Here is a 22,214-nt window from a genome sequence, read left to right as displayed (position 1 = left end):
GTGGCTGAGATTCATCTGGACCCGGACGTGCTATCGGGTTTGCAGGAAGTGATGGAAGGTGAATATCCGCGGTTGCTGGATACCTTCCTCGACGATTCGCAAAAGCGCGTCGAAGCGCTGCGCAAGGCACGGGATGACGCCAAGGCGCTCGGGCGCATCGCCCACAGCTTCAAGGGCAGCAGCGGCAACCTTGGTGCAGTTCGCTTGGCGCAGTTGTGCCAGCGGCTGGAGGCGGAGTCGGCGCAAGCGCCTGGCAGTGATTTGGGTGAGCTGGTGGATCAGATCGATCACGAATTTGCGCTGGTGCGGCCGCTGTACGAGTCGGAGCGCCAGCGCTTCCAGCTCTGACCGCGCACGATCGCTCCCACGCTCCGCGTGGGAATGCATCCTGTGACGCTCCGCGTCACGACTTGATGAGCAGACGCGGAGCGTCCAGGGCGGCATTCCCACGCAGAGCGTGGGAACGATCAACCTGGCCCGACTCTTGCTCTATCTCCCAATACTGCATCCCCGACCCCATGCAGTGGAGACCTTTACCTATGCCAGTCGCCCCGAATTCACTCCTCCAGGCTGCCCCTGCGGCCAAGCCGCAAGCGCCCGCTGCCAACCCCCCGGCAGCGGCCGTGGAGCCGCGTGACAAGGGCGCCGGCTTCGCCCAGGTGTTTGCCAACCAGGGGTCAAAACCGGTGGCAAAGGCCGACGACGCGCCGTCAAAAACCACACGCGACAAGCTTGCTGACGGCAATGCCAAGCAGGTGAACAGCAACGACAAACCTGCCGCCAGCAAGCCGGCGGTTGCCGATAGCGGCAATCCTTTGCCTGCCAAGCCGCCCGCCAAGTCCGACGACAGCGCCAGCACGGATGACGCCAAACCTGTCGACCCGGCCCTGGCGCAGCAGCCTCCGGCTGAGCCGGTGGTAGACCCGGCCTTGGTGGCGGCGGTCACGCCAGCGGTTGCCGTACCCGTGCAAGCGACGGCGGTGACTGACGACAGCAAGGCGGCACCCGTGGTCGCCGCGCCGTTGGCGGTGACCGACGAGGTCAAGCCAGCGGCCTTCGACCCCGAAGCCGATCCCCTGGATTCCATGCCGGCCGTGCGCCTGGCAATGGAGCAGGGCGGCCACGTCTCCGCCAGCAGCCAGGCGCCGCAGAAACCTGCGCCGAACCTGGACCAGCCCACCGCCGCGCAGAATTTCACGGCTGGCCTGGCCAATATGGTTGATCAGCAAGCCGCCAAGGACAGCACTGACCAGGGCGACGACAAGGCCTTCAGCGGGCTGATCGAAGACGGTCTCAAGGACTTGAAAGGCGCCAGCAGCGACACCCGTGTCGATGACTTCGCCAACCGCCTGGCCGCATTGACCCAGGCCGCCACGCCGAAAACCGCGAATGCCTTGCCGCCGGCCACCAACACGCCGTTGGCCATGCATCAGAGCGGCTGGACCGAAGAAGTGGTCAACCGCGTGATGTACCTGTCCAGCGCCAACCTCAAGTCGGCAGAGATCCAGTTGCAGCCAGCGGAATTGGGGCGCCTGGATATCAAAGTCAATATGACGGCGGACCAGCAGGCCCAGGTCAGCTTCATGAGCGGCCATGCCGTGGTGCGGGAAGCGCTGGAGAGCCAGTCCGGGCGCCTGCGTGAGATGTTTGCCCAACAGGGCATGGGGCAGGTGGATGTGAACGTGTCCGATCAGTCCCGTGGCCAGGAGCAGCAACAGCAACAGGGCCAGGCGCATGGTGTGAGTGGCGTCGGTGGGCGTGGGGGTGATAGTGACAGCGGTGCCCATGCTGAGATCGCCGAAGCGGTCGCGCCGGTGACCTCCACCGTGATCGGCTCCAGCGCCGTCGATTACTACGCCTGACCCCAGCAGGAACGCGGTCCATGTGGGAGCTGGCTTGCCTGCGATAGCGGTGTATCAGTCAAAGGTGTATCAACTGATAGATAGCTATCGCAGGCAAGCCAGCTCCCACAGTTGATTTGTGGTGTTGCTGCTTGCGCGCATTACCAGACAACTCTGGCATAACACTTGCTCTTGCCTTTCCGTAGATCTATGAATCCCCGAATAGTGACGGATTATTGGCATGGCGAAGAGCGACGACGCAGCAAAAGCACCCGCAGGCAAAGGCAAGCTCAAGCTTATCCTGTTGATTGTCGTGGGCCTGATCCTGGCGATCGGCGCCTCCGTGGGTGGCACCTGGTACATCATGCACAGCAGTGCAAGCAAGCCGGCACCGGCTGTCGAGACCGCCAGTAACGTCAAGCAACCGGCAATCTTCGAGCCGATGCTGCCGGCCTTTGTCGCCAACTTCAACCAGAACGGCCGTCAACGCTACCTGCAAGTCAGCATGACTTTGCTGGCGCGCAACCAGGCCGACCTGGATGCCCTCAAAGTGCATATGCCGGTGATCCGCAACAACCTGGTGATGCTGTTCTCCGCCCAAAGCTTCGACGCCCTGGCCACCCCGGTCGGCCAGGAAATGCTGCGCCAGAAAGTCACGGCCAGCGTGCAGGAAGTGTCCCAGAAAGAGCTCGGCAAAGTCGCAATCGAGCAAGTGCTCTTTACCAATTACGTACTGCAGTAGGATCACGACATGGCCGTGCAAGACCTGCTGTCCCAGGATGAAATCGACGCGCTGCTCCACGGTGTCGACGATGGTCTGGTGCAGACCGAAATGGCTGCCGAACCCGGCAGCGTCAAAAGTTACGACCTGACCAGCCAGGATCGCATCGTCCGTGGGCGCATGCCGACCCTGGAGATGATCAACGAGCGTTTCGCCCGCTACACGCGCATCAGCATGTTCAACATGCTGCGCCGCTCGGCGGACGTGGCGGTGGGCGGCGTGCAGGTGATGAAGTTCGGTGAGTACGTGCACTCGCTGTACGTGCCCACCAGCCTCAACCTGGTCAAGATCAAGCCGCTGCGCGGTACGGCGCTGTTCATTCTCGACGCCAAGCTGGTGTTCAAGCTGGTGGACAACTTCTTCGGCGGCGACGGCCGTCACGCCAAGATCGAAGGCCGTGAGTTCACCCCCACCGAGCTGCGCGTGGTGCGCATGGTGCTGGAGCAGGCCTTCATCGACTTGAAGGAAGCCTGGCAGGCGATCATGGAAGTCAATTTCGAGTACATCAACTCGGAAGTGAACCCGGCCATGGCCAACATCGTCGGCCCCAGCGAAGCCATTGTGGTCTCCACCTTCCACATTGAACTCGATGGTGGTGGCGGCGACCTGCACGTGACCATGCCGTACTCGATGATCGAGCCGGTGCGCGAAATGCTCGACGCCGGTTTCCAGTCCGACCTCGACGACCAGGACGAACGCTGGGTCAAGGCCCTGCGCGAAGACTTGCTGGATGTAGACGTGCCGCTGAGCGCCACCGTGGCCCGCCGCCAACTGCGCCTGCGCGACATTTTGCACATGCAGCCGGGCGACGTGATTCCCGTGGAATTGCCGGAAGAAATGATCATGCGCGCCAACGGCGTGCCGTCGTTCAAGGTCAAGCTCGGTTCCCACAAGGGCAACCTGGCGTTGCAAGTGATCGAACCGATCAACCGCCGCTGATCAACTTTAATTTTTGCTGCGCCGAGGACATGTAATGGCTACCGAACACGAAAACACTTCCGCCGAAGACCAGGCCCTGGCTGACGAATGGGCGGCTGCCCTGGAAGAGACCGGCGATGTTGGCCAGGACGATATCGACGCGCTGCTGGCCGCCGACGCCGCCACCGCGCCGGCCGGCAACCGCCTGCCGATGGAAGAATTCGGCAGCGTGCCGAAAAACAACGAGCCGGTGACCCTCGATGGGCCGAACCTGGATGTGATCCTCGACATCCCGGTATCGATCTCCATGGAAGTGGGCAGCACCGAAATCAACATCCGCAACCTGCTGCAACTCAACCAGGGTTCGGTGATCGAGCTGGATCGCCTGGCCGGTGAGCCATTGGACGTGCTGGTCAACGGCACCCTGATTGCCCACGGCGAAGTGGTGGTGGTCAACGAAAAGTTCGGCATCCGCCTGACCGACGTGATCAGCCCGAGCGAACGCATCAAGAAGCTGCGCTGATATGAAACGCTTGATGGTGGGACTGTTACTCGCGCTGCCATTGGGCGCCATGGCCGCCGAGCCGATTGCCCAGGCCGCCACGGCTGCGCCGGTCGGCAGCGGCCTCGGCGGCCAGTTGACGCAACTGGTGCTGGGCCTGCTGTTGGTGGTTGGCCTGATTTTCGTGCTGGCCTGGCTGATGCGCCGGGTGCAGAACGTCGGCCCGGGCAATGGCCAGGTGATCGAGCTGATCGGCTCGCGCGCCCTTGGCCCGCGTGATCGGCTGGTGCTGGTGCAAGTCGGCGAGGAACAGATTCTGCTGGGCCTCACCCCTGGCCGCATCACCCCGCTGCATGTGCTCAAGACGCCTGTGAACGTGGATCAGACCGAGTCCGCCACGCCAGAATTCGCCCAGCGCCTGATGGAGTTGCTGGGCAAGGATCAGAAGGATAAGAAGTAATGCGCGTTTTATTGACGCTCATGCTGTTGCTGGCGGCGCCATTGGCGTTTGCCGCCGACCCGTTGTCGATCCCGGCGATTACCCTGGGCACCAACGCGGCAGGGGCGCAGGAGTATTCGGTCAGCCTGCAGATCCTGCTGATCATGACGGCGCTGAGTTTTATCCCGGCGTTTGTCATGCTGATGACCAGCTTCACGCGGATCATCATCGTATTCTCGATCCTGCGTCAGGCCCTGGGCTTGCAGCAGACGCCGTCGAACCAGATCCTCACCGGCATGGCCTTGTTCCTGACGCTGTTCATCATGGCGCCGGTGTTCGACAAGGTGAACCAGCAAGCCCTGCAGCCCTACCTGGCGGAAACCATCACGGCCCAGGTCGCCATCGACAAGGCCCAAGGCCCGATCAAGGACTTCATGCTGTCGCAGACCCGTTCCAGCGACCTTGAACTGTTCATGCGCCTGTCCAAGCGCACCGACATCGCCACCCCGGACCAGGCGCCGCTGACCATTCTGGTGCCGGCGTTTGTCACCTCGGAATTGAAGACCGCGTTTCAGATCGGCTTCATGATCTTTATCCCGTTCCTGATCATCGACCTGGTGGTGGCGAGCGTGCTGATGGCCATGGGTATGATGATGCTGTCACCGCTGATCATCTCGTTGCCGTTCAAGATCATGCTGTTTGTGCTGGTGGACGGTTGGGCGCTGATTATCGGCACCCTGGCCGGCAGTTTCGGCGGGGTATAGCGCAATGACTCCAGAAGTAGCCGTCGACCTGTTCCGTGAAGCGCTGTGGCTGACCACCATGATGGTCGCCGTGCTGGTGGTGCCGAGCCTGTTGGTGGGCCTGCTGGTGGCGATGTTCCAGGCCGCGACGCAGATCAACGAACAGACCTTGAGCTTCCTCCCGCGCTTGCTGGTGATGCTGGTCACCCTGATCGTCGCCGGCCCGTGGCTGGTGCAGACGTTCATGGAATACATCCTGCAGTTGTACGGCAGTATTCCGCAGTTGATCGGCTGACCTGATGCAGTCCGTACTGGCCTTGACCGACACCCAGATCAGCACCTGGGTGGCGTCCTTCATCCTGCCGATGTTCCGGGTCATGGCGGTGCTGATGACCATGCCGGTGTTTGGCACGACCCTGGTGCCCAAGCGCATCCGCCTGTATTTCGCCTTTGCCATCACCGTAGTGATCGTGCCTGGCCTGCCGCCGATGCCACCGGTCAACGCGCTGGACCTCAGTGCGCTGTTGCTGATTGCCGAGCAGATCCTGATCGGCGCGATCCTGGGTTTTTCGCTGACCCTGTTTTTCCAGGCCTTTGTGATCGCCGGGCAAATCATCTCGATCCAGATGGGCATGGGCTTCGCGTCCATGGTCGACCCTACCAACGGCGTGTCGGTGGCGGTGATCGGGCAGTTCCTGACCATGCTGGTGACCTTGCTGTTCCTGGCCATGAACGGCCATCTGGTGGCGTTCGAGGTGATGACCGAGAGTTTCACCACGCTGCCCGTGGGCTCGGGCCTGGTGGTCAACCATTTCTGGGAATTGGTCGGGCGCCTCAGTTGGGTGCTGGGTGCATCGCTGTTGCTGGTGTTGCCAGCGATCACCGCGTTGCTGGTGGTCAACATCGCGTTTGGCGTGATGACCCGGGCGGCGCCGCAGTTGAACATCTTCTCCATCGGTTTCCCGTTGACCCTGGTGTTGGGCATGGGGATTTTCTGGGTCGGCATGGCTGACATTCTCAATCAGTATCAACCGCTGGCGTCTGACGCCTTGCAGTTCTTACGTGATCTGGCACGGGCGCGCTGAGCCATGGCCGAGAGCGAGAGTGGTCAGGACAAGACAGAAGACCCCACGGAGAAACGTAAAAAGGACTCCAGGGAAAAGGGCGAGATCGCCCGCTCCAAAGAGCTGAATACCGTTGCCACCATGTTGGCTGGCGCCGGCGCCTTGCTGATCTACGGTGGCGGCCTGGCGCTGGACCTGATGGAGTTGATGAAACACAACTTCACCTTGCCCCGCGAGGTGTTGCTCAACCCGGGTGCCATGGGCCAATACCTGCTGCACTCCGGCAAGATTGCGATTCTGGCGGTGCAGCCGGTGTTGATCACCTTGCTGCTGGCCGCGTTGATCGGCCCGGTCGCCCTCGGCGGCTGGCTGTTTGCCGCCGGTAGCATGGCGCCCAAGTTCAGCCGCATGAACCCCGGCGCCGGGCTCAAGCGCATGTTCTCCGCCAAGGCCCTGGTGGAGTTGCTCAAGGCCCTGGCCAAGTTCATCGTGATTCTGTTTGTGGCGCTGATGGTGTTGTCGTCCGACATCGACGACCTGCTGCGCATCGCCCATGAACCGCTGGAGTCGGCGATCATCCACAGCGTGCAGGTGGTGGGCTGGAGCGCGATGTGGATGGCCGCCGGGCTGATCATCATTGCCGCCGTGGATGCGCCGATCCAGCTGTGGGAAAGCCATAAGAAACTGCTGATGACCAAGCAGGAAGTGCGTGACGAACACAAGGACCAAGAGGGCCGCCCCGAGGTCAAGCAGCGCATTCGCCAGCTGCAACGGGAAATGTCCCAGCGCAAGATGATGGCCTCGGTGCCCGACGCCGACGTGATCATCACCAACCCGACCCACTACGCCGTCGCCCTCAAGTACGACCCGGAGAAGGGCGGCGCGCCGATGTTGCTGGCCAAGGGCAGCGACTTTACCGCGCTGAAGATCCGCGAAATCGCAGTGGCCAATGACATCCTGCTGCTGGAGTCGCCGGCGTTGGCGCGGTCGATCTTCTACTCCACCGACCTCGACCAGGAAATCCCTGCCGGGCTGTACCTGGCCGTGGCCCAGGTGCTCGCGTATGTCTACCAGATCCGCCAGTACCGCGCGGGCAAGGGCAAGCGGCCGGACCCGTTGAAGGATCTGCCGATTCCGCCGGAATTGCGTCGCGATTCCTGAGATTTTCAGTGCTTGTAAGGGCCTCATCGCAGGCAAGCCAGCTCCCACATAAATCACCGCTCTATCCAGCGCCGCAGTCACCTGTGGGAGCGGGCTTGCCCGCGATGAGGCCCTCAAGCTCACACAAAAACCGTTCGTCTAAAACTCCTCCCAACCTGTCAACTTTGACAGTAGCCAGCTAGCACTTCACGCGGTTCCATGGCGCTAGACACGCGCCGCGGGAAGTAGAGAGATAACAATGAAGTGGGTCTCAGGAACGGTCATATCTTACAACCACGAGACGGGGGAGGGCGTAATAGCAATGGATGGCGGGAGCGAGCAGGTGCGCGTGGACCTCATCAGCTCTGCCGGGGTTCGGCTCAACGAAGGACTGCGGGTGAGGTTTGCAAGAATCCACCGGCCCCAGGGCGTATTCGCAGCCAGCATCACACTTATCTCGGGTTGTTAAATGAGAAGTCGGGAGAACGGCAATGGCAACAGGCACTGTGAAGTGGTTTAACGCGGAGAAGGGGTTTGGGTTTATCTCGCCGGACGACGGGTCGGCGGATGTGTTTGTCCACTATTCGGCGATAGATGATAAGGGTTTCAAAACCCTCGCAGAAGGTCAGAAAGTCGAGTACGGCGTCACTCAGGGTCAAAAAGGCCCGCAGGCTGAAAACGTCCGCGCCCTTGGAGCTTTGTGATCATTCCCGCAGGGTGGCGCAGGAACGATCAGTCATTAGGCCGTTAGTGCTCGCTTTCCTCTAGCGCTCTGTCATCCAGAGCGTCAAAACCGTGTCGGAAATATCTATTTCTACGCATACCTAGCCGAACGGTCAGTTGTCTGGCTTTGCGCGATTCGACAGCATTCCCAGCCATCCTTAGGAGAGCTGGGGATGTGTCATGTGGGAGCGACTTATTCGTCGGCAAGATCGTGAGCGGTTAGGGATTGGTTTCGAAAAAATTGAATCTCCATTTTTTGCGGAGTTTCATATCCGACGATCTCTGGCTGGATATGGGGGTATGTTCGGGTTGAACGAACTTAAGGCGGAGTTTGGTTGCTACGGTCGCGATGCCCACAACATACCCGAGTCTCACATACGTAAGATGCTGGAAGCGGTTGAGCGCGGTGATTGGTTGTTGGTGTTGGATAGACCCATCAGCCCGCTAAGTCGCGACACTGCCAACCGATGGTGGGCAATCACTGGCAAGCGCGTGCTGGAGAGTGTCTCCCACCCTCCTCGGGTTCAAGAGAGCGCATCGCTACGACGTGCTGAGGTGCTAGAGGTATCGCGCCAGCCCGCTCCCGAAAAGCACTACCACTGTACGTTTACCAAACCCCGCACATTGCCTGACGGCGCCATTGATTACACCGAGTTTGGCGGGCCAGTTCCCACTTGTGGGGTCGCTGAGTACGGCACTTTTGCCTTGCTGGGTGGCGATGAAACCAATCCCGCTGGAAATATCGTTCTCAAACAAATCAGGGGCAACCCCTTGCCTGCGGCGCTTGGCACGTTGGCCTTGGGCGGAACAGCGGCCGCTACAGCGGGAGTCGCCTGTGGTGGTCTTTGCGGTGCCGGGGCAGTTGCGTCGACTGTTGGGGCCAGTGCGCTGGCGGGCCTGGTTGGACTGCTTTGGCCGTCCAGCCTGGGTGACAGCAGCTTGTACACCGATGAGCAGCTCGATTCGTTGAAGCAAGGCCGCACGCGAATTCGGTTGCATATAGAGCAACAAGCCGACGGCACTTTGAAAGGGTATGGGTACAACACCCAGCAACGCCCCGACTGGGAAATGATTCCGGTCGTGCAATTCAAGGCGCGTGGCGCTGAGCAAGTGGCCGATTTCGGCGACGGGGTGACCCTGATCTGGACGCCAGCGGTCGATCCGTCCACCACTTCGGGCATTCCACCCCTGGAGGGCAGGCCGCAAGCCCCGAAAATCTGGATTTACCCGCCGACCGAACAGGCGGATAACCTCATCGTCAACCCGATACATCCGCCTGAGTACAAGGATTTCATTCTTGTGTTCCCGGCGGGGTCGGGGGTGAGGCCGTTGTATGTTGTGATGAATGTGCGTCGTCAGCCGGGGGTTGTGACGGGGCGAGGGGGTGATGTGGCGGAGATTTGGTTGGCGGGGGCTGGGGAGGGGGCGGGTGCGCCGATACCCCGCCAGATTGCTGATCTTCTACGTGGGGAAAAGTTTAGTGGTTTTGATGCTTTCAGAAGGTCTTTTTGGAGCGCGATAGCCAATGACGTTGACTTAAGAAACCAATTTAGTTCTCGCAACCGTCTTCGTATGACAAAAGGTTTAGCGCCGATTGCACCGAAAGGCGAGCATGTTGGAAAACGGAGTGCATTTGAACTGCATCATGTAGACCTAATCAAGGATGGCGGTGCCGTTTACGATGTAGATAATCTTCGAGCGGTTACGCCAATACGTCACATTGATATACACAGAGGTGATGAATGATGAAATCTAAAACTGCGCTTATCGACTACACAGAGCAGGAGTTCATAGCCCTGATTCACTCCATCGAGAATGCTGAAGGTGATGAGGAGGTAGGCGAGTTGTTAGAGCACTTCAATAATCTAGTGCCACATCCAGCAGGTAGCGACTTGCTCTTTTATCCTGAGACGGGTGCTGATGACTCTCCGGGTGGGGTGATTCGGACGATCAAGGACTACTGCTCATCCAAAGGGTTGGCGAGTTTTAAAGATGCCTAACCCGAATTGATGCTGTCCGCGTCCGTAGGTGTTTGAAGTGGAACTATCCAAAAGTCATTTGTGCGAGTACACAGAAAGCGAATTTGTTGAATCCATAAATCAAATACTGCTGGTCAACAAGGTCGGAACTGATGCGGCTCTGGGAGAGCTACTTGAAAGGTTCAGGCAACTCGCTGGTCATCCTGACGGCACCGACCTGATTTTTTACCCTGAGCCTGGGGCGGATAGCTCGCCAGAGGGCGTCGCACAAGCTGTGAAGGCATGGCGCGCCGCTCAGGGTTTGCCAGGATTTAAAGAAGACTGACCCAGAATCGACTCGGTTAATTGTGGGAGCGGGCTTGCCCGCGAAAGCGCAGTGTCAGGCAATGCATGTGCAGGCTGATCCACCGCCATCGCGGGCAAGCCCGCTCCCACAGGTAGATGGGGTTTCACCGCGATCTGCCCTTTGAAGCAAAAGTTGGAAGGCTTCTTGCAATACCGCCTCCAGGACGCCTTCTGGCGTCAAAACTTTGCTTCAAGGGACACGAGGAATACCGGTGGTAGATCGCTCTCAAATGTTCAGCACGGCCCGTGGCACCCTGACTGACCTGTCGCGGGGCAATCTGGGTGTGCCGTTGTTGTTGCTGGTGATGCTGGCAATGATGATGTTGCCGATGCCGCCGTTCCTTTTGGACGTGTTCTTCACTTTCAACATTGCCCTGTCCGTCGTGGTGCTGCTGGTCTGCGTGTACGCCCTGCGGCCGTTGGACTTTGCGGTGTTCCCCACGATTCTGCTGGTGGCGACCCTGCTGCGGCTGGCGTTGAACGTAGCCTCTACACGTGTGGTAATGCTGCACGGCCAGGACGGCCACGCCGCCGCCGGTAAGGTGATCCAGGCCTTCGGTGAGGTGGTGATCGGCGGTAACTACGTGGTCGGTATCGTGGTGTTCGCGATCCTCATGATCATCAACTTCGTCGTGGTGACCAAGGGCGCCGGGCGGATTTCCGAGGTGAGCGCACGGTTTACCCTCGACGCCATGCCCGGCAAGCAGATGGCCATCGACGCCGACCTCAACGCCGGCCTGATCGACCAGAACCAAGCCAAGACGCGTCGTCTGGAGGTTGCCCAGGAGGCCGAGTTCTACGGCTCCATGGACGGTGCCAGCAAGTTCGTGCGCGGTGACGCCATCGCCGGCCTGCTGATCCTGTTCATCAACCTGATCGGCGGCATGGCGGTCGGTATCTTCCAGCACGGCATGACCTTCGGCGATGCCGGTCGCGTGTATGCCTTGCTGACCATCGGTGACGGTTTAGTGGCGCAATTGCCATCACTGTTGTTATCTACAGCAGCGGCGATCATGGTGACCCGTGCTTCGGGCTCCGAAGACATGGGCAAGCAGATCAGCCGGCAGATGTTTGCCTCGCCCAAGGCCCTGGCCGTGGCGGCGGGGATCATGGCGATCATGGGCATCGTGCCGGGTATGCCTCATGTGTCGTTCTTGAGCATGGCGGCCTTGGCGGGCGGCGCGGCGTACCTGTTCTGGAAGAAGCAAAACGCGGTCAAAGTCCAGGCCCTGCAAGAAGTCGCCCGTCAGCAAGAGCAGCTGCCGTCCCCGGCTCGGGCCTCGGAAACCAAGGAGCTTGGCTGGGACGACGTCACGCCGATCGACATGATCGGCCTGGAAGTCGGCTACCGCCTGATTCCGCTGGTGGACCGCAACCAGGGCGGCCAGTTGCTCGCGCGGATCAAGGGCGTGCGCAAGAAGCTGTCCCAGGACCTGGGTTTCCTGATGCCCACCGTGCATATCCGCGACAACCTCGACCTGGCCCCAAGCGCCTACCGCCTGACCCTGATGGGGGTGATCCTCGCCGAAGCCGAGATCTACCCAGACCGCGAGCTGGCGATCAACCCCGGCCAGGTCTTCGGCACCCTCAATGGCATCACCGCCAAAGATCCGGCTTTTGGCCTGGAAGCGGTGTGGATCGAAATCAGCCAGCGCAGCCAGGCCCAGTCCCTCGGTTACACCGTGGTAGACGCCAGCACCGTGGTCGCCACGCACCTTAACCAGATCCTCTACAAGCACTCCCACGAGCTGATCGGCCACGAGGAAGTCCAGCAATTGATGGGCCTGCTGGCCAAAGCCTCGCCAAAACTCGCCGAAGAACTGGTGCCGGGCGTGCTGTCGCTGTCGCAGTTGCTCAAGGTGTTGCAGGCGCTGTTGTCCGAACAAGTGCCGGTGCGCGACATCCGCAGCATTGCCGAGGCCATCGCCAACAATGCCGCCAAGAGTCAAGATACTGCCGCATTGGTGGCGGCGGTGCGGGTCGGATTGTCCCGCGCCATCGTGCAAAGCATTGTAGGCACTGAGTCTGAGCTGCCTGTGATCACCTTGGAACCAAGGTTGGAACAAATATTGCTCAATAGTATCCAGAAGGCAGGACAAGGCCAGGAAGAGGGCGTTCTGCTGGAGCCAAGCATGGCTGAAAAACTGCAGCGTTCGTTGATCGACGCCGCACAGCGCCAGGAAATGCAGGGCCATCCAGTGATTCTGCTGGTGGCAGGCCCCGTCCGGGCGATGCTGTCGCGGTTTGGACGCCTGGCAGTTCCGAATTTGCACGTTTTGGCTTATCAGGAAATTCCTGACAACAAGCAAGTGACTATCGTCGCGACAGTAGGGCCCAACGGCTGAGGTAGTGGGTTATGCAAGTGAAGCGTTTTTTCGCCGCCGATATGCGTCAGGCCATGAAACTGGTGCGTGATGAGCTGGGCGCCGACGCCGCGATTATCGGTAACCGTCGTATTGCCGGCGGTGTCGAGCTGACGGCTGCCCTGGATTACACCCCTCAGGCGTTGGCCCCGCGCGTGCCGAACATGGAACTCGAAGACGAGCTGCGCAAGACCGCCTCGCGCATCGTCTCGGCCCAGGCTGAGCTGAGCATGCGTGGCGACAGCGATGCCACCACCAATCGCCAGTTGTTCGCCGGCCTGCCGCTGACTGCTGCCGAGCCGCTGGTCGAGCCGACGTTGACCGAACCGCCACGTCCCGCAGCGCCAGCCCCGGCCGCCGCGGTTGACCAGCGCGTGTTCGACTCGATGCGCTTTGAGCTAAACGGCCTGCGTGAGCTGCTGGAAGTGCAGCTGGGCTCCCTGGCGTGGACGCAGCTGCAAGGCAGCAAGCCGGCCCAGGCCAACCTCTGGCGTCGCCTGCAACGCATCGGCCTGTCCGGCCCGTTGTCCCGCGACCTGCTGGCGCTGACCACCGAAATCGAAGAACCCCGCCAGGCCTGGCGCATGCTGCTGGCGCACCTGGCGCGGATGATCGTCACCCCGGAAATCGAACCCCTGGAAGAGGGCGGTGTGATCGCCATGGTCGGCCCTGCCGGCATGGGCAAGACCACCACCCTGGCCAAGCTGGCGGCGCGTTATGTGCTCAAGTACGGCGCGCAGAATATCGCGCTGGTGAGCATGGACAGCTACCGCATCGGTGCCCAGGAGCAGCTCAAGACCCTGGGGCGCATCCTCAATGTGTCGGTGACCCACGTCGACCCGGGCCAGTCCCTGGCCAACGCCCTCGATCCGCTGCTGCGCAAGCGCGTGGTGCTGATCGATACGGCCGGCCTGCAAGCCAGCGACCCGGCCTTGCGCATGCAACTGGAAAGCCTGGCCGGGCGTGGCATCAAATCGAAAAATTACCTGGTGCTTGCAACCACCAGCCAGAAACAGGTTCTTACCGCTGCGTATCACAGCTACAAGCGTTGCGGGCTGGCCGGCTGCATCCTGACTAAACTGGATGAGACGGCGAGCCTGGGCGAAGTGTTGAGCCTGGCTATCAGCCATGAACTGCCGGTCGCCTACCTGACCGACGGGCCGCGGATTCCAGATGATTTGCATCTGCCGCGCCGTCATCAGTTGGTCAGCCGGGCAGTCAGCGTACAAATGCAAGAAGAGCCTAGCGAGGAAGCGATGGCCGATATGTTCGCTGACCTCTATCACAACCCGGCAAAGCGGGTGGGTTGAGGCAGTACGAACACCGTGAAATGTACCTACATCGATGGTCTGCAAGCGATTCACGCGGCCAAGCCATGTAGCCTGCGTCTAAGCAAGACAAGGTAAAGAAATAAAATGGGCAGCATGCATCCCGTACAGGTGATCGCGGTGACCGGCGGCAAAGGTGGCGTCGGGAAAACTAACGTGTCAGTGAATTTGTCCCTGGCCCTGGCAGAGCTTGGCCGTCGCGTCATGCTGCTGGATGCTGACCTGGGGCTGGCGAACGTCGACGTTCTGCTGGGGCTGACGCCCAAACATACCCTTGCCGATGTGATCGAGGGCCGCTGTGAGCTGCGCGACGTGCTGCTGCAGGGGCCTGGCGGGATCCGCATCGTGCCGGCGGCCTCGGGCACCCAGAGCATGGTGCACCTGAGCCCGGCGCAACATGCCGGCCTGATCCAGGCATTCAGCGATATCGGCGACAACCTCGACGTGCTGGTGATCGACACCGCCGCCGGGATCGGCGAGTCCGTGGTCAGCTTTGTGCGCGCCGCGCAGGAAGTCTTGCTGGTGGTCTGCGATGAACCCACCTCGATCACCGACGCCTACGCCCTGATCAAACTGCTCAACCGTGACTACGGCATGAACCGATTCCGTGTCCTGGCCAACATGGCCCAGAGCCCGCAAGAAGGTCGCAACCTGTTCGCCAAGTTGACCAAGGTCACGGATCGCTTCCTCGATGTCGCCTTACAATACGTCGGCGCAGTTCCCTATGATGAGTGTGTGCGCAAGGCCGTGCAAAAGCAGCGTGCGGTCTATGAAGCGTTCCCTCGTTCGAAGTGCGCACTGGCGTTCAAGGCTATTGCCCAGAAGGTCGATACCTGGCCGTTGCCCGCCAACCCGCGGGGGCATCTGGAGTTTTTCGTCGAGCGATTGGTGCATCAGACGAGCGCAGGACCGGTGCTATGACAGCCAGCGGCTACAACCTTTACAAGAAGTCGGCACGTGACAGCCAAGGCGAATTGATCGAGCGCTATGCGCCACTGGTCAAGCGCATCGCTTATCACTTGTTGGCGCGTTTGCCCGCGAGTGTGCAGGTTGAAGACTTGATCCAGGCCGGCATGATCGGCCTGCTCGAAGTCTCGACCAAATACGATGCGAGCAAGGGTGCGAGTTTCGAGACGTATGCGGGTATCCGCATCCGGGGTGCGATGCTCGATGAAGTGCGTAAAGGGGATTGGGCGCCGCGTTCGGTACACCGCAATACACGCATGGTCAGTGACGCAATTCGTGCAATTGAAGCAAAAACCGGTCGCGACGCTAAAGATCACGAAGTTGCGGCCGAACTCCAATTGAGTCTCGACGATTACTACGGGATTTTGAACGATACCTTGGGCAGCCGCCTGTTCAGTTTCGACGACCTGCTACAGGACGGCGAACACGAGGGGCTGCATGAGGACGGCGCAAGTGCACATCTTGAGCCGTCGCGTGACCTGGAAGACGAACGTTTCCAGGGCGCGTTGGCGGACGCGATTGCCAATTTGCCGGAGCGTGAGCGACTGGTGTTGGCGCTGTACTACGACGAAGAGCTGAACCTCAAGGAAATCGGTGAGGTCCTGGGGGTCAGCGAGTCGCGTGTCAGCCAGCTGCATAGCCAGTGCGCAGCCCGCTTGCGGGGGCGATTGGGAGAGTGGCGCGCGCGCTGACAGGCGGTGTGGGGACACTGCAGACGAACCCGTGAAGGCCTCAGGCTTTTGCGGGTTTGCACCGTGGTGCCCTGGGCAGTCCTTTTTGTGTAACGCCTGTTGATTGAAATGGCGCGTCCAGGTGCTGGGCGCGTTTAAGACTGCTTGGAGGTCGAATTGGACAAGAACATGAAAATCCTCATCGTTGATGACTTCTCAACGATGCGGCGGATCATTAAAAACCTGTTGCGTGACCTTGGGTTCACAAACACGGTCGAGGCGGATGACGGCATTACGGCGATTCCGATCCTCAACAGCGGGAGCATCGACTTTCTGGTAACTGACTGGAACATGCCGGGCATGACCGGTATCGACCTGCTGCGCCACGTGCGTGCGGACGAAAAATTGCGCAGCTTGCCGGTGTTGATGGTGACCGCCGAAGCCAAGCGTGAACAGATCATCGAAGCCGCCCAGGCCGGGGTCAACGGTTACGTGGTCAAGCCTTTCACGGCATTGGCGCTGAAAGAGAAGATCGAGAAAATTTTCGAACGCATCCACGGCTAATGCCATCGCGGGGGAGCTATGGAGCATAAAGAAATATCACAGGGAGACTTCGAGTCGACCCTGAAGAAGCATGCTCACCAGTTGGTCGACAGCCTTGAAAAAGGCCAGTTCGGCGACGCGGTGCAGTTGATCCATGAGCTCAACCAGACCCGTGACCGCGGCCTGTACCAGGAAGTGGGCAAGCTCACACGCGAGCTGCACAGTGCGATTGTCAATTTCCAGATTGACCCGCACATGCCCCAGGCCGAAGAAATCTCGCAGATCACCGATGCCACCGAACGCCTGTCCTATGTGGTCAGGCTGACTGAGGCGGCGGCCAACCGGACCATGGACCTGGTGGAAAACGCCACCCCCCTGGTCAATGGCATGGCCAACGAAGCCCAAGCCTTGAGCCACGACTGGGGTCGCTTCATGCGTCGCGAAGTCGGGGCGGAGGAGTTTCGTGAATTGGCGCGTCGGGTCGAAGGTTTCCTGTCACGCAGCGAGCAGGAAAATCGCACGGTTTCCAGCAACCTCAATGACATTCTGCTGGCCCAGGATTACCAGGACCTCACCGGTCAGGTGATCAAGCGCGTGACCCAACTGGTCACCGAAGTGGAAAGCAATTTGCTCAAATTGGTGCTCATGGCAGGCCAGGTTGACCGTTTTGCCGGCATCGAACATGACCGCGAAGCGATCCTCTCGGAAAAAGATCCACAAAAACATCTCGCCAAGGGTGAAGGTCCGCAGATTCATGCCGATAAACGTGAAGACGTTGTATCGGGTCAAGATGATGTTGATGACCTGTTATCCAGTTTAGGCTTCTAAGGAGCACCCACATGAGCTTCGGCGCCGATGAAGAAATCCTTCAGGATTTCCTTGTAGAGGCCGGCGAAATTTTAGAGCAGTTGTCCGAGCAACTGGTCGAGCTGGAAAGCCGACCGGATGATGCGAACCTGCTCAATGCAATTTTTCGCGGTTTTCACACTGTAAAAGGGGGCGCCGGCTTCCTCCAGCTCCATGAGCTGGTGGAGTGCTGCCACATCGCCGAGAACGTGTTCGACATCCTGCGCAAGGGTGAGCGTCACGTTGATTCGGAATTGATGGACGTGATTCTCGAAGCACTGGATGCGGTCAACGGCATGTTCAGCGAGGTGCGCGAACGTGCACCGATCACTGCTGCCACCCCGGAACTGCTGGCCGCCCTGGCGCGCCTGGCCGAACCGGCTGACACTTCGGCTGCGCCTGTCGCAGAAGCGGCGCCCGAGCCTGTGGTCGAGGCCGAGGCGGATGTGACGGACAGCGAGTTCGAACAACTGCTCAACTCCCTCAACGCGGTCAAGGCTGAAGCCGAAGCGCCGGTGGCAGCCGTGGCTGCGCCGACGGGCGAAGACATCACCGACGCCGAATTCGAATCGTTGCTCGATCAGTTGCACGGCAAAGGCCAGTTCGCCGCCGACGCCGTGGCGCCTGCCGCTGCTGCCGAGGCGCCTGCCGCTTCCGCCAGCACCGACATCACCGACGATGAATTCGAAGCGTTGCTCGACCAACTGCACGGCAAGGGCACGTTTGTGGCCGACGCCTTGCCGGAAGTCGCCGCAGCGGCGCCAACGGCAGCCGCTGCCGCAGCACCGGCCGCTGACGGCCTGATTTCCGATCACGAATTCGAGTCCCTGCTGGACGAGTTGCACGGCAAGGGCAAGTTCACCGAAGTGGGGGCCTCGGCCTCGGCTGCGGTCGCCACCCCAGCGCCAGTAGCCGCCAAGGCCCCAGCACCGGTGGCGGCCAAACCTGCTCCGGCGCCCGCCGCAGCAGCCCCTGCCCGTGCTGCGGCACCGGCACCGGCCGCTGCTGAAAAGCCTGCCAGTGAAGCCGAAACCACCGTACGGGTTGATACCGCACGCCTGGACGACATCATGAACATGGTCGGCGAGCTAGTCCTGGTGCGTAACCGCCTGGTGCGCCTGGGCCTGAGCAGCGGCGATGAAGCCATGCAAAAGGCCGTGTCGAACCTCGACGTGGTCACCGCCGACCTGCAAACCGCCGTGATGAAAACGCGAATGCAGCCGATCAAGAAAGTCTTCGGCCGCTTCCCGCGCCTGGTTCGCGACCTTGCGCGCCAGCTGAAGAAAGAGATCAACCTGGAACTGGTGGGTGAAGAAACCGACCTCGACAAAAACCTTGTCGAGGCCCTGGCCGACCCGCTGGTCCACTTGGTGCGCAACGCCGTCGACCACGGCGTCGAAACCCCGGAAGAACGCGAAGCCTCGGGCAAGTCCCGCAACGGCAAGGTGATTCTGGCGGCCGAGCAAGAGGGCGACCATATCCTGCTGTCGATTACCGATGACGGCAAAGGCATGGACCCGACGATCCTGCGCAATATCGCGGTCAAGCGCGGCGTGATGGACAAGGACGCCGCCGACCGTCTGACCGACACCGAGTGCTACAACCTGATCTTCGCCCCAGGCTTCTCGACCAAGACCGAGATCTCCGACGTGTCCGGCCGTGGCGTGGGCATGGACGTGGTGAAGACCAAGATCAGCCAGCTCAACGGCTCGATCAATATCTACTCGACCAAGGGCCAGGGCTCGAAGATCGTGATCAAGGTGCCGTTGACCTTGGCGATCATGCCGACCCTGATGGTGATGCTGGGCAACCAGGCGTTCGCCTTCCCGCTGGTCAACGTCAACGAGATCTTCCACCTCGACCTGTCGCGCACCAACGTGGTGGACGGTCAGGAAGTGGTGATCGTGCGCGACAAGGCGTTGCCCCTGTTCTACCTCAAGCGCTGGCTGGTGGCATCGGCCAAGCATGAAGAGCAGCGCGAAGGCCATGTGGTGATCCTCTCCGTGGGCACCCAGCGGATCGGTTTTGTCGTCGATCAGCTGGTTGGCCAGGAAGAAGTGGTGATCAAGCCTTTGGGCAAAATGCTGCAGGGAACCCCGGGCATGTCGGGTGCGACCATCACCGGTGACGGTCGGATCGCGCTGATTCTCGATGTTCCGAGCATGCTCAAGCGTTACGCCGCTCGGCGTATTTGATTCTGGTGGGGCAGGGCGGTATTGCCCGCCCCGCCTAACGGAGTGTTTATGGCAGTCAAGGTCCTGGTGGTGGACGATTCGGGTTTCTTCCGCCGCCGCGTCTCGGAAATTCTTTCCGCCGATCCAAGCATCCAGGTGGTCGGCACGGCCACCAACGGCAAAGAGGCGATTGATCAAGCCATTGCGTTGAAGCCTGACGTGATCACCATGGACTACGAGATGCCGATGATGGATGGCATTACCGCAGTCCGCCACATCATGCAACGCTGCCCGACCCCGGTGTTGATGTTCTCCTCACTGACCCACGAAGGCGCCCGAGTCACCCTCGATGCGCTGGACGCCGGCGCGGTGGACTTCCTGCCGAAAAATTTCGAAGACATCTCGCGCAACCCCGAGAAGGTCAAGCAACTGCTGTGCGAGAAAGTCCACAGCATTTCCCGCAGTAACCGTCGCAGCCTGTTCAGCGCCCCCGCGCCGGCACCGGTTGCGCCGCCGCCTGCGCCGACATCGTCGTTCGGTCGCCCGGCCCCTGCGCCGGTGGCCCGGCCTGCGCCAGCCCCCGTGCCGGTTCGCACCGCAGCGCCAAGCGCGCATTCGCCGGCGCCCAAGCGCAAAGCCTACAAGCTGGTCGCCATCGGTACGTCCACCGGCGGCCCAGTGGCCCTGCAACGCGTGCTGACGCAGTTGCCGGCGAACTTCCCGGCGCCGATCGTGTTGATCCAGCACATGCCGGCCGCGTTCACCAAGGCTTTTGCCGAACGCCTGGACAAGCTGTGCCGCATCAGCGTCAAGGAAGCCGAGGATGGCGACATCCTGCGCCCTGGCCTGGCGCTGCTGGCCCCGGGTGGCAAGCAGATGATGGTGGATGGCCGTGGCGCGATCAAAATCCTGCCGGGCGATGAACGCCTGAACTACAAGCCGTGTGTGGATATCACTTTCGGTTCGGCAGCCAAGTCCTACGGCGACAAAGTTCTGGCGGTGGTGCTCACCGGCATGGGCGCCGACGGCCGTGAAGGCGCGCGCCTGCTCAAGCAGGGCGGCAGCGCAATCTGGGCCCAGGACGAAGCCAGTTGCGTGATCTATGGCATGCCCATGGCCATCGTCAAGGCTGACCTGGCTGACGCCATCTACAGCCTGGACGACATCGGCAAGCATCTGGTGGAGGCCTGCCTCTAATGGATGTGTTGAGCCTGATCGGCATCATCATGGCGTTTGTCGCCATCATCGGCGGCAACTACCTCGAAGGCGGCCATCTTGGCGCGCTGGCCAACGGCCCGGCCGCGTTGATCGTGATCGGCGGCACCGTCGGCGCCGCGTTGTTGCAGTCGCCGTTGAGCTCGTTCAAGCGCGCCATGCAGATCGTGGTGTGGATCATTTTCCCGCCGCGCGTCGATCTGGCCGGTGGCATTGATCGCGTGGTCAACTGGAGCCTCACCGCCCGCAAGGAAGGCCTGCTGGGCCTGGAAGGCGTGGCCGACGCCGAGCCCGACAGCTACGCGCGCAAAGGCCTGCAATTACTGGTGGACGGCGCCGAGCCGGAAGCGATCCGCAGCATCCTGGAGGTGGATTTCTACACCCAGGAAAGCCGCGATATCAACGCCGCCAAAGTCTTTGAAAGCATGGGTGGCTACGCGCCGACCATCGGCATCATCGGTGCGGTGATGGGCCTGATTCACGTGATGGGCAACCTCGCCGACCCTTCGCAACTGGGCAGCGGCATTGCCGTGGCGTTCGTCGCCACCATCTACGGCGTGGCCAGTGCCAACCTGGTGTTGTTGCCGGTGGCCAGCAAGCTCAAGTCGATTGCCCAGCGCCAGTCGCGTTACCGCGAAATGTTGCTGGAAGGCATCCTGTCGATTGCCGAGGGCGAGAACCCGCGCTCCATCGAATTGAAGCTCCAGGGCTTCATGGACTGATGGGAGGTCATGATTGTGAGCCGTCGCCGTCGCGAGCCTGAAGAGCACGTCAACCATGAACGCTGGCTGGTGTCCTACGCGGACTTCATCACCTTGCTGTTCGCGTTTTTCGTGGTGATGTACTCCATATCGTCGATCAACGAAGGCAAGTACAAAGTCATTTCCCAAGCGCTGATCGGCGTGTTCAACGACGCCGATCGTTCGCTCAAGCCGATTCCCATTGGTGAAGAACGGCCCAAGACCGTGACCCCGGCCAAGCCGCTGGTCAACGACAGCGACGAAACCGCCGCTGGCGTCGGTGGCACCAGCGACCCGCTGAAAAGCATCGCCGACGACATCAGCGCCGCCTTTGGCGACTTGATCAGCTCCAACCAGATGACCGTGCGCGGCAATGAGTTGTGGGTCGAGATCGAACTCAATTCCAGCCTGCTGTTTGCCAGTGCCGATGCGCTGCCCAGTGATCAGGCGTTCACCATCATCGACAAGGTGGCGGGCATCCTCAAGCCGTTCGAGAACCCGATCCACGTCGAAGGCTTTACCGACAATTTCCCCATCAGCACCGCGCAGTACCCGACCAACTGGGAGCTGTCTTCAGCGCGCGCATCGAGCATTGTGCGCATGCTCGCGATGCAGGGCGTGAACCCCGGGCGTCTGGCGTCGGTGGGTTATGGCGAATTCCAGCCGGTGGCGAATAACGCCACCGTGGAAGGCCGCGCGAAGAACCGCAGGGTGGTCCTGGTGGTGTCGCGCAACCTTGATGTGCGCCGCAGCCTGACCGGCACCGGCACGGCCAATGCAACACCGGACGCAGCCTTGAAGCGCGCTGGCACACAAACTGCACCGGCAGTGGTAACGCCGCCGGTTCGGCAGAGCTCCGTCAATTCTCCGTCACCGGCTCAATAACCTATGCA

Annotated in this window: 24 protein-coding genes; all 24 read left to right on the top strand. The window is 60.8% G+C overall.

Annotated elements, in window-relative coordinates; translation table 11 throughout:
- The 24 genes from ACZRMO_RS13065 (at nt 1) to motD (ending at nt 22,206) form a co-directional block, all read left to right on the top strand.
- Complete coding sequence (locus ACZRMO_RS13065; protein WP_017735214.1) at nt 1-348, top strand: Hpt domain-containing protein; 348 nt, start codon at nt 1-3, stop codon at nt 346-348.
- 191 nt (nt 349-539) lie between these two features.
- Complete coding sequence (locus ACZRMO_RS13060) at nt 540-1,862, top strand: flagellar hook-length control protein FliK (protein ID WP_463973121.1); 1,323 nt, start codon at nt 540-542, stop codon at nt 1,860-1,862.
- A 220-nt stretch (nt 1,863-2,082) separates the two neighbouring features.
- A complete protein-coding gene (gene fliL, locus ACZRMO_RS13055) occupies nt 2,083-2,583 on the top strand; it encodes a flagellar basal body-associated protein FliL (RefSeq protein ID WP_463973120.1) in 501 nt (166 codons plus the stop codon).
- A 9-nt stretch (nt 2,584-2,592) separates the two neighbouring features.
- Nucleotides 2,593-3,561, top strand: coding sequence for a flagellar motor switch protein FliM (fliM, locus tag ACZRMO_RS13050; protein WP_017735217.1), 969 nt, complete (start codon nt 2,593-2,595; stop codon nt 3,559-3,561).
- A gap of 34 nt (nt 3,562-3,595) precedes the next feature.
- Complete coding sequence (gene fliN / locus ACZRMO_RS13045) at nt 3,596-4,063, top strand: flagellar motor switch protein FliN (RefSeq protein ID WP_010208756.1); 468 nt, start codon at nt 3,596-3,598, stop codon at nt 4,061-4,063.
- A gap of 1 nt (nt 4,064) precedes the next feature.
- Nucleotides 4,065-4,502: a flagellar biosynthetic protein FliO gene (gene fliO, locus ACZRMO_RS13040; protein WP_207045201.1), complete on the top strand. Its 438-nt coding sequence runs from the start codon at nt 4,065-4,067 to the stop codon at nt 4,500-4,502.
- The gene (fliP, locus tag ACZRMO_RS13035) at nt 4,502-5,245 is read left to right on the top strand and encodes a flagellar type III secretion system pore protein FliP (RefSeq protein ID WP_017735219.1); all 744 of its coding nucleotides are present in this window, start codon (nt 4,502-4,504) and stop codon (nt 5,243-5,245) included. Before fliO ends, fliP begins: the two co-directional genes overlap by 1 nt.
- Nucleotides 5,246-5,249: 4 nt before the next feature.
- Nucleotides 5,250-5,519 (top strand): flagellar biosynthesis protein FliQ, encoded by a 270-nt coding sequence (gene fliQ / locus ACZRMO_RS13030; protein WP_003175300.1) that lies wholly within the window; start codon nt 5,250-5,252, stop codon nt 5,517-5,519.
- A 4-nt stretch (nt 5,520-5,523) separates the two neighbouring features.
- On the top strand, nt 5,524-6,309 hold the full coding sequence (gene fliR / locus ACZRMO_RS13025; RefSeq protein ID WP_017735220.1) for a flagellar biosynthetic protein FliR: 786 nt from the start codon (nt 5,524-5,526) through the stop codon (nt 6,307-6,309).
- Nucleotides 6,310-6,312: 3 nt separating this feature from the next.
- On the top strand, nt 6,313-7,449 hold the full coding sequence (gene flhB / locus ACZRMO_RS13020) for a flagellar biosynthesis protein FlhB (protein WP_463973119.1): 1,137 nt from the start codon (nt 6,313-6,315) through the stop codon (nt 7,447-7,449).
- Between the two features lie 470 nt (nt 7,450-7,919).
- Nucleotides 7,920-8,132, top strand: a complete 213-nt coding sequence (gene cspE / locus ACZRMO_RS13015) for a transcription antiterminator/RNA stability regulator CspE (protein WP_463973118.1) — start codon at nt 7,920-7,922, stop codon at nt 8,130-8,132.
- A 199-nt stretch (nt 8,133-8,331) separates the two neighbouring features.
- The gene (locus ACZRMO_RS13010) at nt 8,332-9,897 is read left to right on the top strand and encodes an S-type pyocin domain-containing protein (RefSeq protein WP_463973117.1); all 1,566 of its coding nucleotides are present in this window, start codon (nt 8,332-8,334) and stop codon (nt 9,895-9,897) included.
- Nucleotides 9,897-10,151, top strand: coding sequence for a bacteriocin immunity protein (locus ACZRMO_RS13005; RefSeq protein ID WP_463973116.1), 255 nt, complete (start codon nt 9,897-9,899; stop codon nt 10,149-10,151). Before ACZRMO_RS13010 ends, ACZRMO_RS13005 begins: the two co-directional genes overlap by 1 nt.
- Before the next feature lie 37 nt (nt 10,152-10,188).
- Nucleotides 10,189-10,455, top strand: coding sequence for a bacteriocin immunity protein (locus ACZRMO_RS13000; protein ID WP_463973115.1), 267 nt, complete (start codon nt 10,189-10,191; stop codon nt 10,453-10,455).
- A 250-nt stretch (nt 10,456-10,705) separates the two neighbouring features.
- Entirely contained in the window at nt 10,706-12,820 is a 2,115-nt protein-coding gene (flhA, locus tag ACZRMO_RS12995; protein ID WP_463973114.1) for a flagellar biosynthesis protein FlhA, read from the top strand.
- 11 nt (nt 12,821-12,831) lie between these two features.
- Nucleotides 12,832-14,148 carry a flagellar biosynthesis protein FlhF gene (gene flhF, locus ACZRMO_RS12990; RefSeq protein ID WP_017735225.1) on the top strand — a complete coding sequence of 439 codons (1,317 nt, stop codon included), beginning with the start codon at nt 12,832-12,834 and terminating at the stop codon, nt 14,146-14,148.
- 105 nt (nt 14,149-14,253) lie between these two features.
- The gene (gene fleN / locus ACZRMO_RS12985; RefSeq protein ID WP_003192912.1) at nt 14,254-15,087 is read left to right on the top strand and encodes a flagellar synthesis regulator FleN; all 834 of its coding nucleotides are present in this window, start codon (nt 14,254-14,256) and stop codon (nt 15,085-15,087) included.
- Nucleotides 15,084-15,824: an RNA polymerase sigma factor FliA gene (gene fliA, locus ACZRMO_RS12980; protein WP_017735226.1), complete on the top strand. Its 741-nt coding sequence runs from the start codon at nt 15,084-15,086 to the stop codon at nt 15,822-15,824. The genes fleN and fliA overlap by 4 nt, the downstream gene beginning before the upstream one ends.
- A gap of 168 nt (nt 15,825-15,992) precedes the next feature.
- Entirely contained in the window at nt 15,993-16,367 is a 375-nt protein-coding gene (locus ACZRMO_RS12975; protein WP_015885173.1) for a chemotaxis response regulator CheY, read from the top strand.
- A gap of 18 nt (nt 16,368-16,385) precedes the next feature.
- Nucleotides 16,386-17,174, top strand: coding sequence for a protein phosphatase CheZ (locus tag ACZRMO_RS12970; RefSeq protein ID WP_463973113.1), 789 nt, complete (start codon nt 16,386-16,388; stop codon nt 17,172-17,174).
- Between the two features lie 11 nt (nt 17,175-17,185).
- Nucleotides 17,186-19,387: a chemotaxis protein CheA gene (locus ACZRMO_RS12965; RefSeq protein WP_463973112.1), complete on the top strand. Its 2,202-nt coding sequence runs from the start codon at nt 17,186-17,188 to the stop codon at nt 19,385-19,387.
- A gap of 48 nt (nt 19,388-19,435) precedes the next feature.
- Nucleotides 19,436-20,563, top strand: a complete 1,128-nt coding sequence (locus tag ACZRMO_RS12960; RefSeq protein ID WP_463973111.1) for a protein-glutamate methylesterase/protein-glutamine glutaminase — start codon at nt 19,436-19,438, stop codon at nt 20,561-20,563.
- Nucleotides 20,563-21,303, top strand: coding sequence for a flagellar motor protein (locus tag ACZRMO_RS12955; protein ID WP_124526496.1), 741 nt, complete (start codon nt 20,563-20,565; stop codon nt 21,301-21,303). The genes ACZRMO_RS12960 and ACZRMO_RS12955 overlap by 1 nt, the downstream gene beginning before the upstream one ends.
- A gap of 9 nt (nt 21,304-21,312) precedes the next feature.
- On the top strand, nt 21,313-22,206 hold the full coding sequence (gene motD / locus ACZRMO_RS12950) for a flagellar motor protein MotD (protein WP_207045181.1): 894 nt from the start codon (nt 21,313-21,315) through the stop codon (nt 22,204-22,206).
- The last annotated feature ends 8 nt before the right edge of the window (nt 22,207-22,214 follow it).

The sequence above is a fragment of the Pseudomonas sp. B611 genome, assembly GCF_055407965.1.
The sequence above is the reverse complement of the archived record's forward strand: the minus strand, read 5'-3'. Positions and strand labels throughout refer to the sequence as shown.

Coding starts and splice junctions, on each gene's coding strand:
- ACZRMO_RS13060 (WP_463973121.1), top strand. CDS start 540: ATGCCAGTCGCCCCGAATTCACTCCTCCAGGCTGCCCCTGCGGCCAAG.
- fliL (WP_463973120.1), top strand. CDS start 2,083: ATGGCGAAGAGCGACGACGCAGCAAAAGCACCCGCAGGCAAAGGCAAG.
- fliM (WP_017735217.1), top strand. CDS start 2,593: ATGGCCGTGCAAGACCTGCTGTCCCAGGATGAAATCGACGCGCTGCTC.
- fliN (WP_010208756.1), top strand. CDS start 3,596: ATGGCTACCGAACACGAAAACACTTCCGCCGAAGACCAGGCCCTGGCT.
- fliO (WP_207045201.1), top strand. CDS start 4,065: ATGAAACGCTTGATGGTGGGACTGTTACTCGCGCTGCCATTGGGCGCC.
- fliP (WP_017735219.1), top strand. CDS start 4,502: ATGCGCGTTTTATTGACGCTCATGCTGTTGCTGGCGGCGCCATTGGCG.
- fliQ (WP_003175300.1), top strand. CDS start 5,250: ATGACTCCAGAAGTAGCCGTCGACCTGTTCCGTGAAGCGCTGTGGCTG.
- fliR (WP_017735220.1), top strand. CDS start 5,524: ATGCAGTCCGTACTGGCCTTGACCGACACCCAGATCAGCACCTGGGTG.
- flhB (WP_463973119.1), top strand. CDS start 6,313: ATGGCCGAGAGCGAGAGTGGTCAGGACAAGACAGAAGACCCCACGGAG.
- cspE (WP_463973118.1), top strand. CDS start 7,920: ATGGCAACAGGCACTGTGAAGTGGTTTAACGCGGAGAAGGGGTTTGGG.
- ACZRMO_RS13010 (WP_463973117.1), top strand. CDS start 8,332: ATGTGGGAGCGACTTATTCGTCGGCAAGATCGTGAGCGGTTAGGGATT.
- ACZRMO_RS13005 (WP_463973116.1), top strand. CDS start 9,897: ATGAAATCTAAAACTGCGCTTATCGACTACACAGAGCAGGAGTTCATA.
- flhA (WP_463973114.1), top strand. CDS start 10,706: ATGTTCAGCACGGCCCGTGGCACCCTGACTGACCTGTCGCGGGGCAAT.
- flhF (WP_017735225.1), top strand. CDS start 12,832: ATGCAAGTGAAGCGTTTTTTCGCCGCCGATATGCGTCAGGCCATGAAA.
- fleN (WP_003192912.1), top strand. CDS start 14,254: ATGGGCAGCATGCATCCCGTACAGGTGATCGCGGTGACCGGCGGCAAA.
- fliA (WP_017735226.1), top strand. CDS start 15,084: ATGACAGCCAGCGGCTACAACCTTTACAAGAAGTCGGCACGTGACAGC.
- ACZRMO_RS12975 (WP_015885173.1), top strand. CDS start 15,993: ATGAAAATCCTCATCGTTGATGACTTCTCAACGATGCGGCGGATCATT.
- ACZRMO_RS12970 (WP_463973113.1), top strand. CDS start 16,386: ATGGAGCATAAAGAAATATCACAGGGAGACTTCGAGTCGACCCTGAAG.
- ACZRMO_RS12965 (WP_463973112.1), top strand. CDS start 17,186: ATGAGCTTCGGCGCCGATGAAGAAATCCTTCAGGATTTCCTTGTAGAG.
- ACZRMO_RS12960 (WP_463973111.1), top strand. CDS start 19,436: ATGGCAGTCAAGGTCCTGGTGGTGGACGATTCGGGTTTCTTCCGCCGC.
- ACZRMO_RS12955 (WP_124526496.1), top strand. CDS start 20,563: ATGGATGTGTTGAGCCTGATCGGCATCATCATGGCGTTTGTCGCCATC.
- motD (WP_207045181.1), top strand. CDS start 21,313: ATGATTGTGAGCCGTCGCCGTCGCGAGCCTGAAGAGCACGTCAACCAT.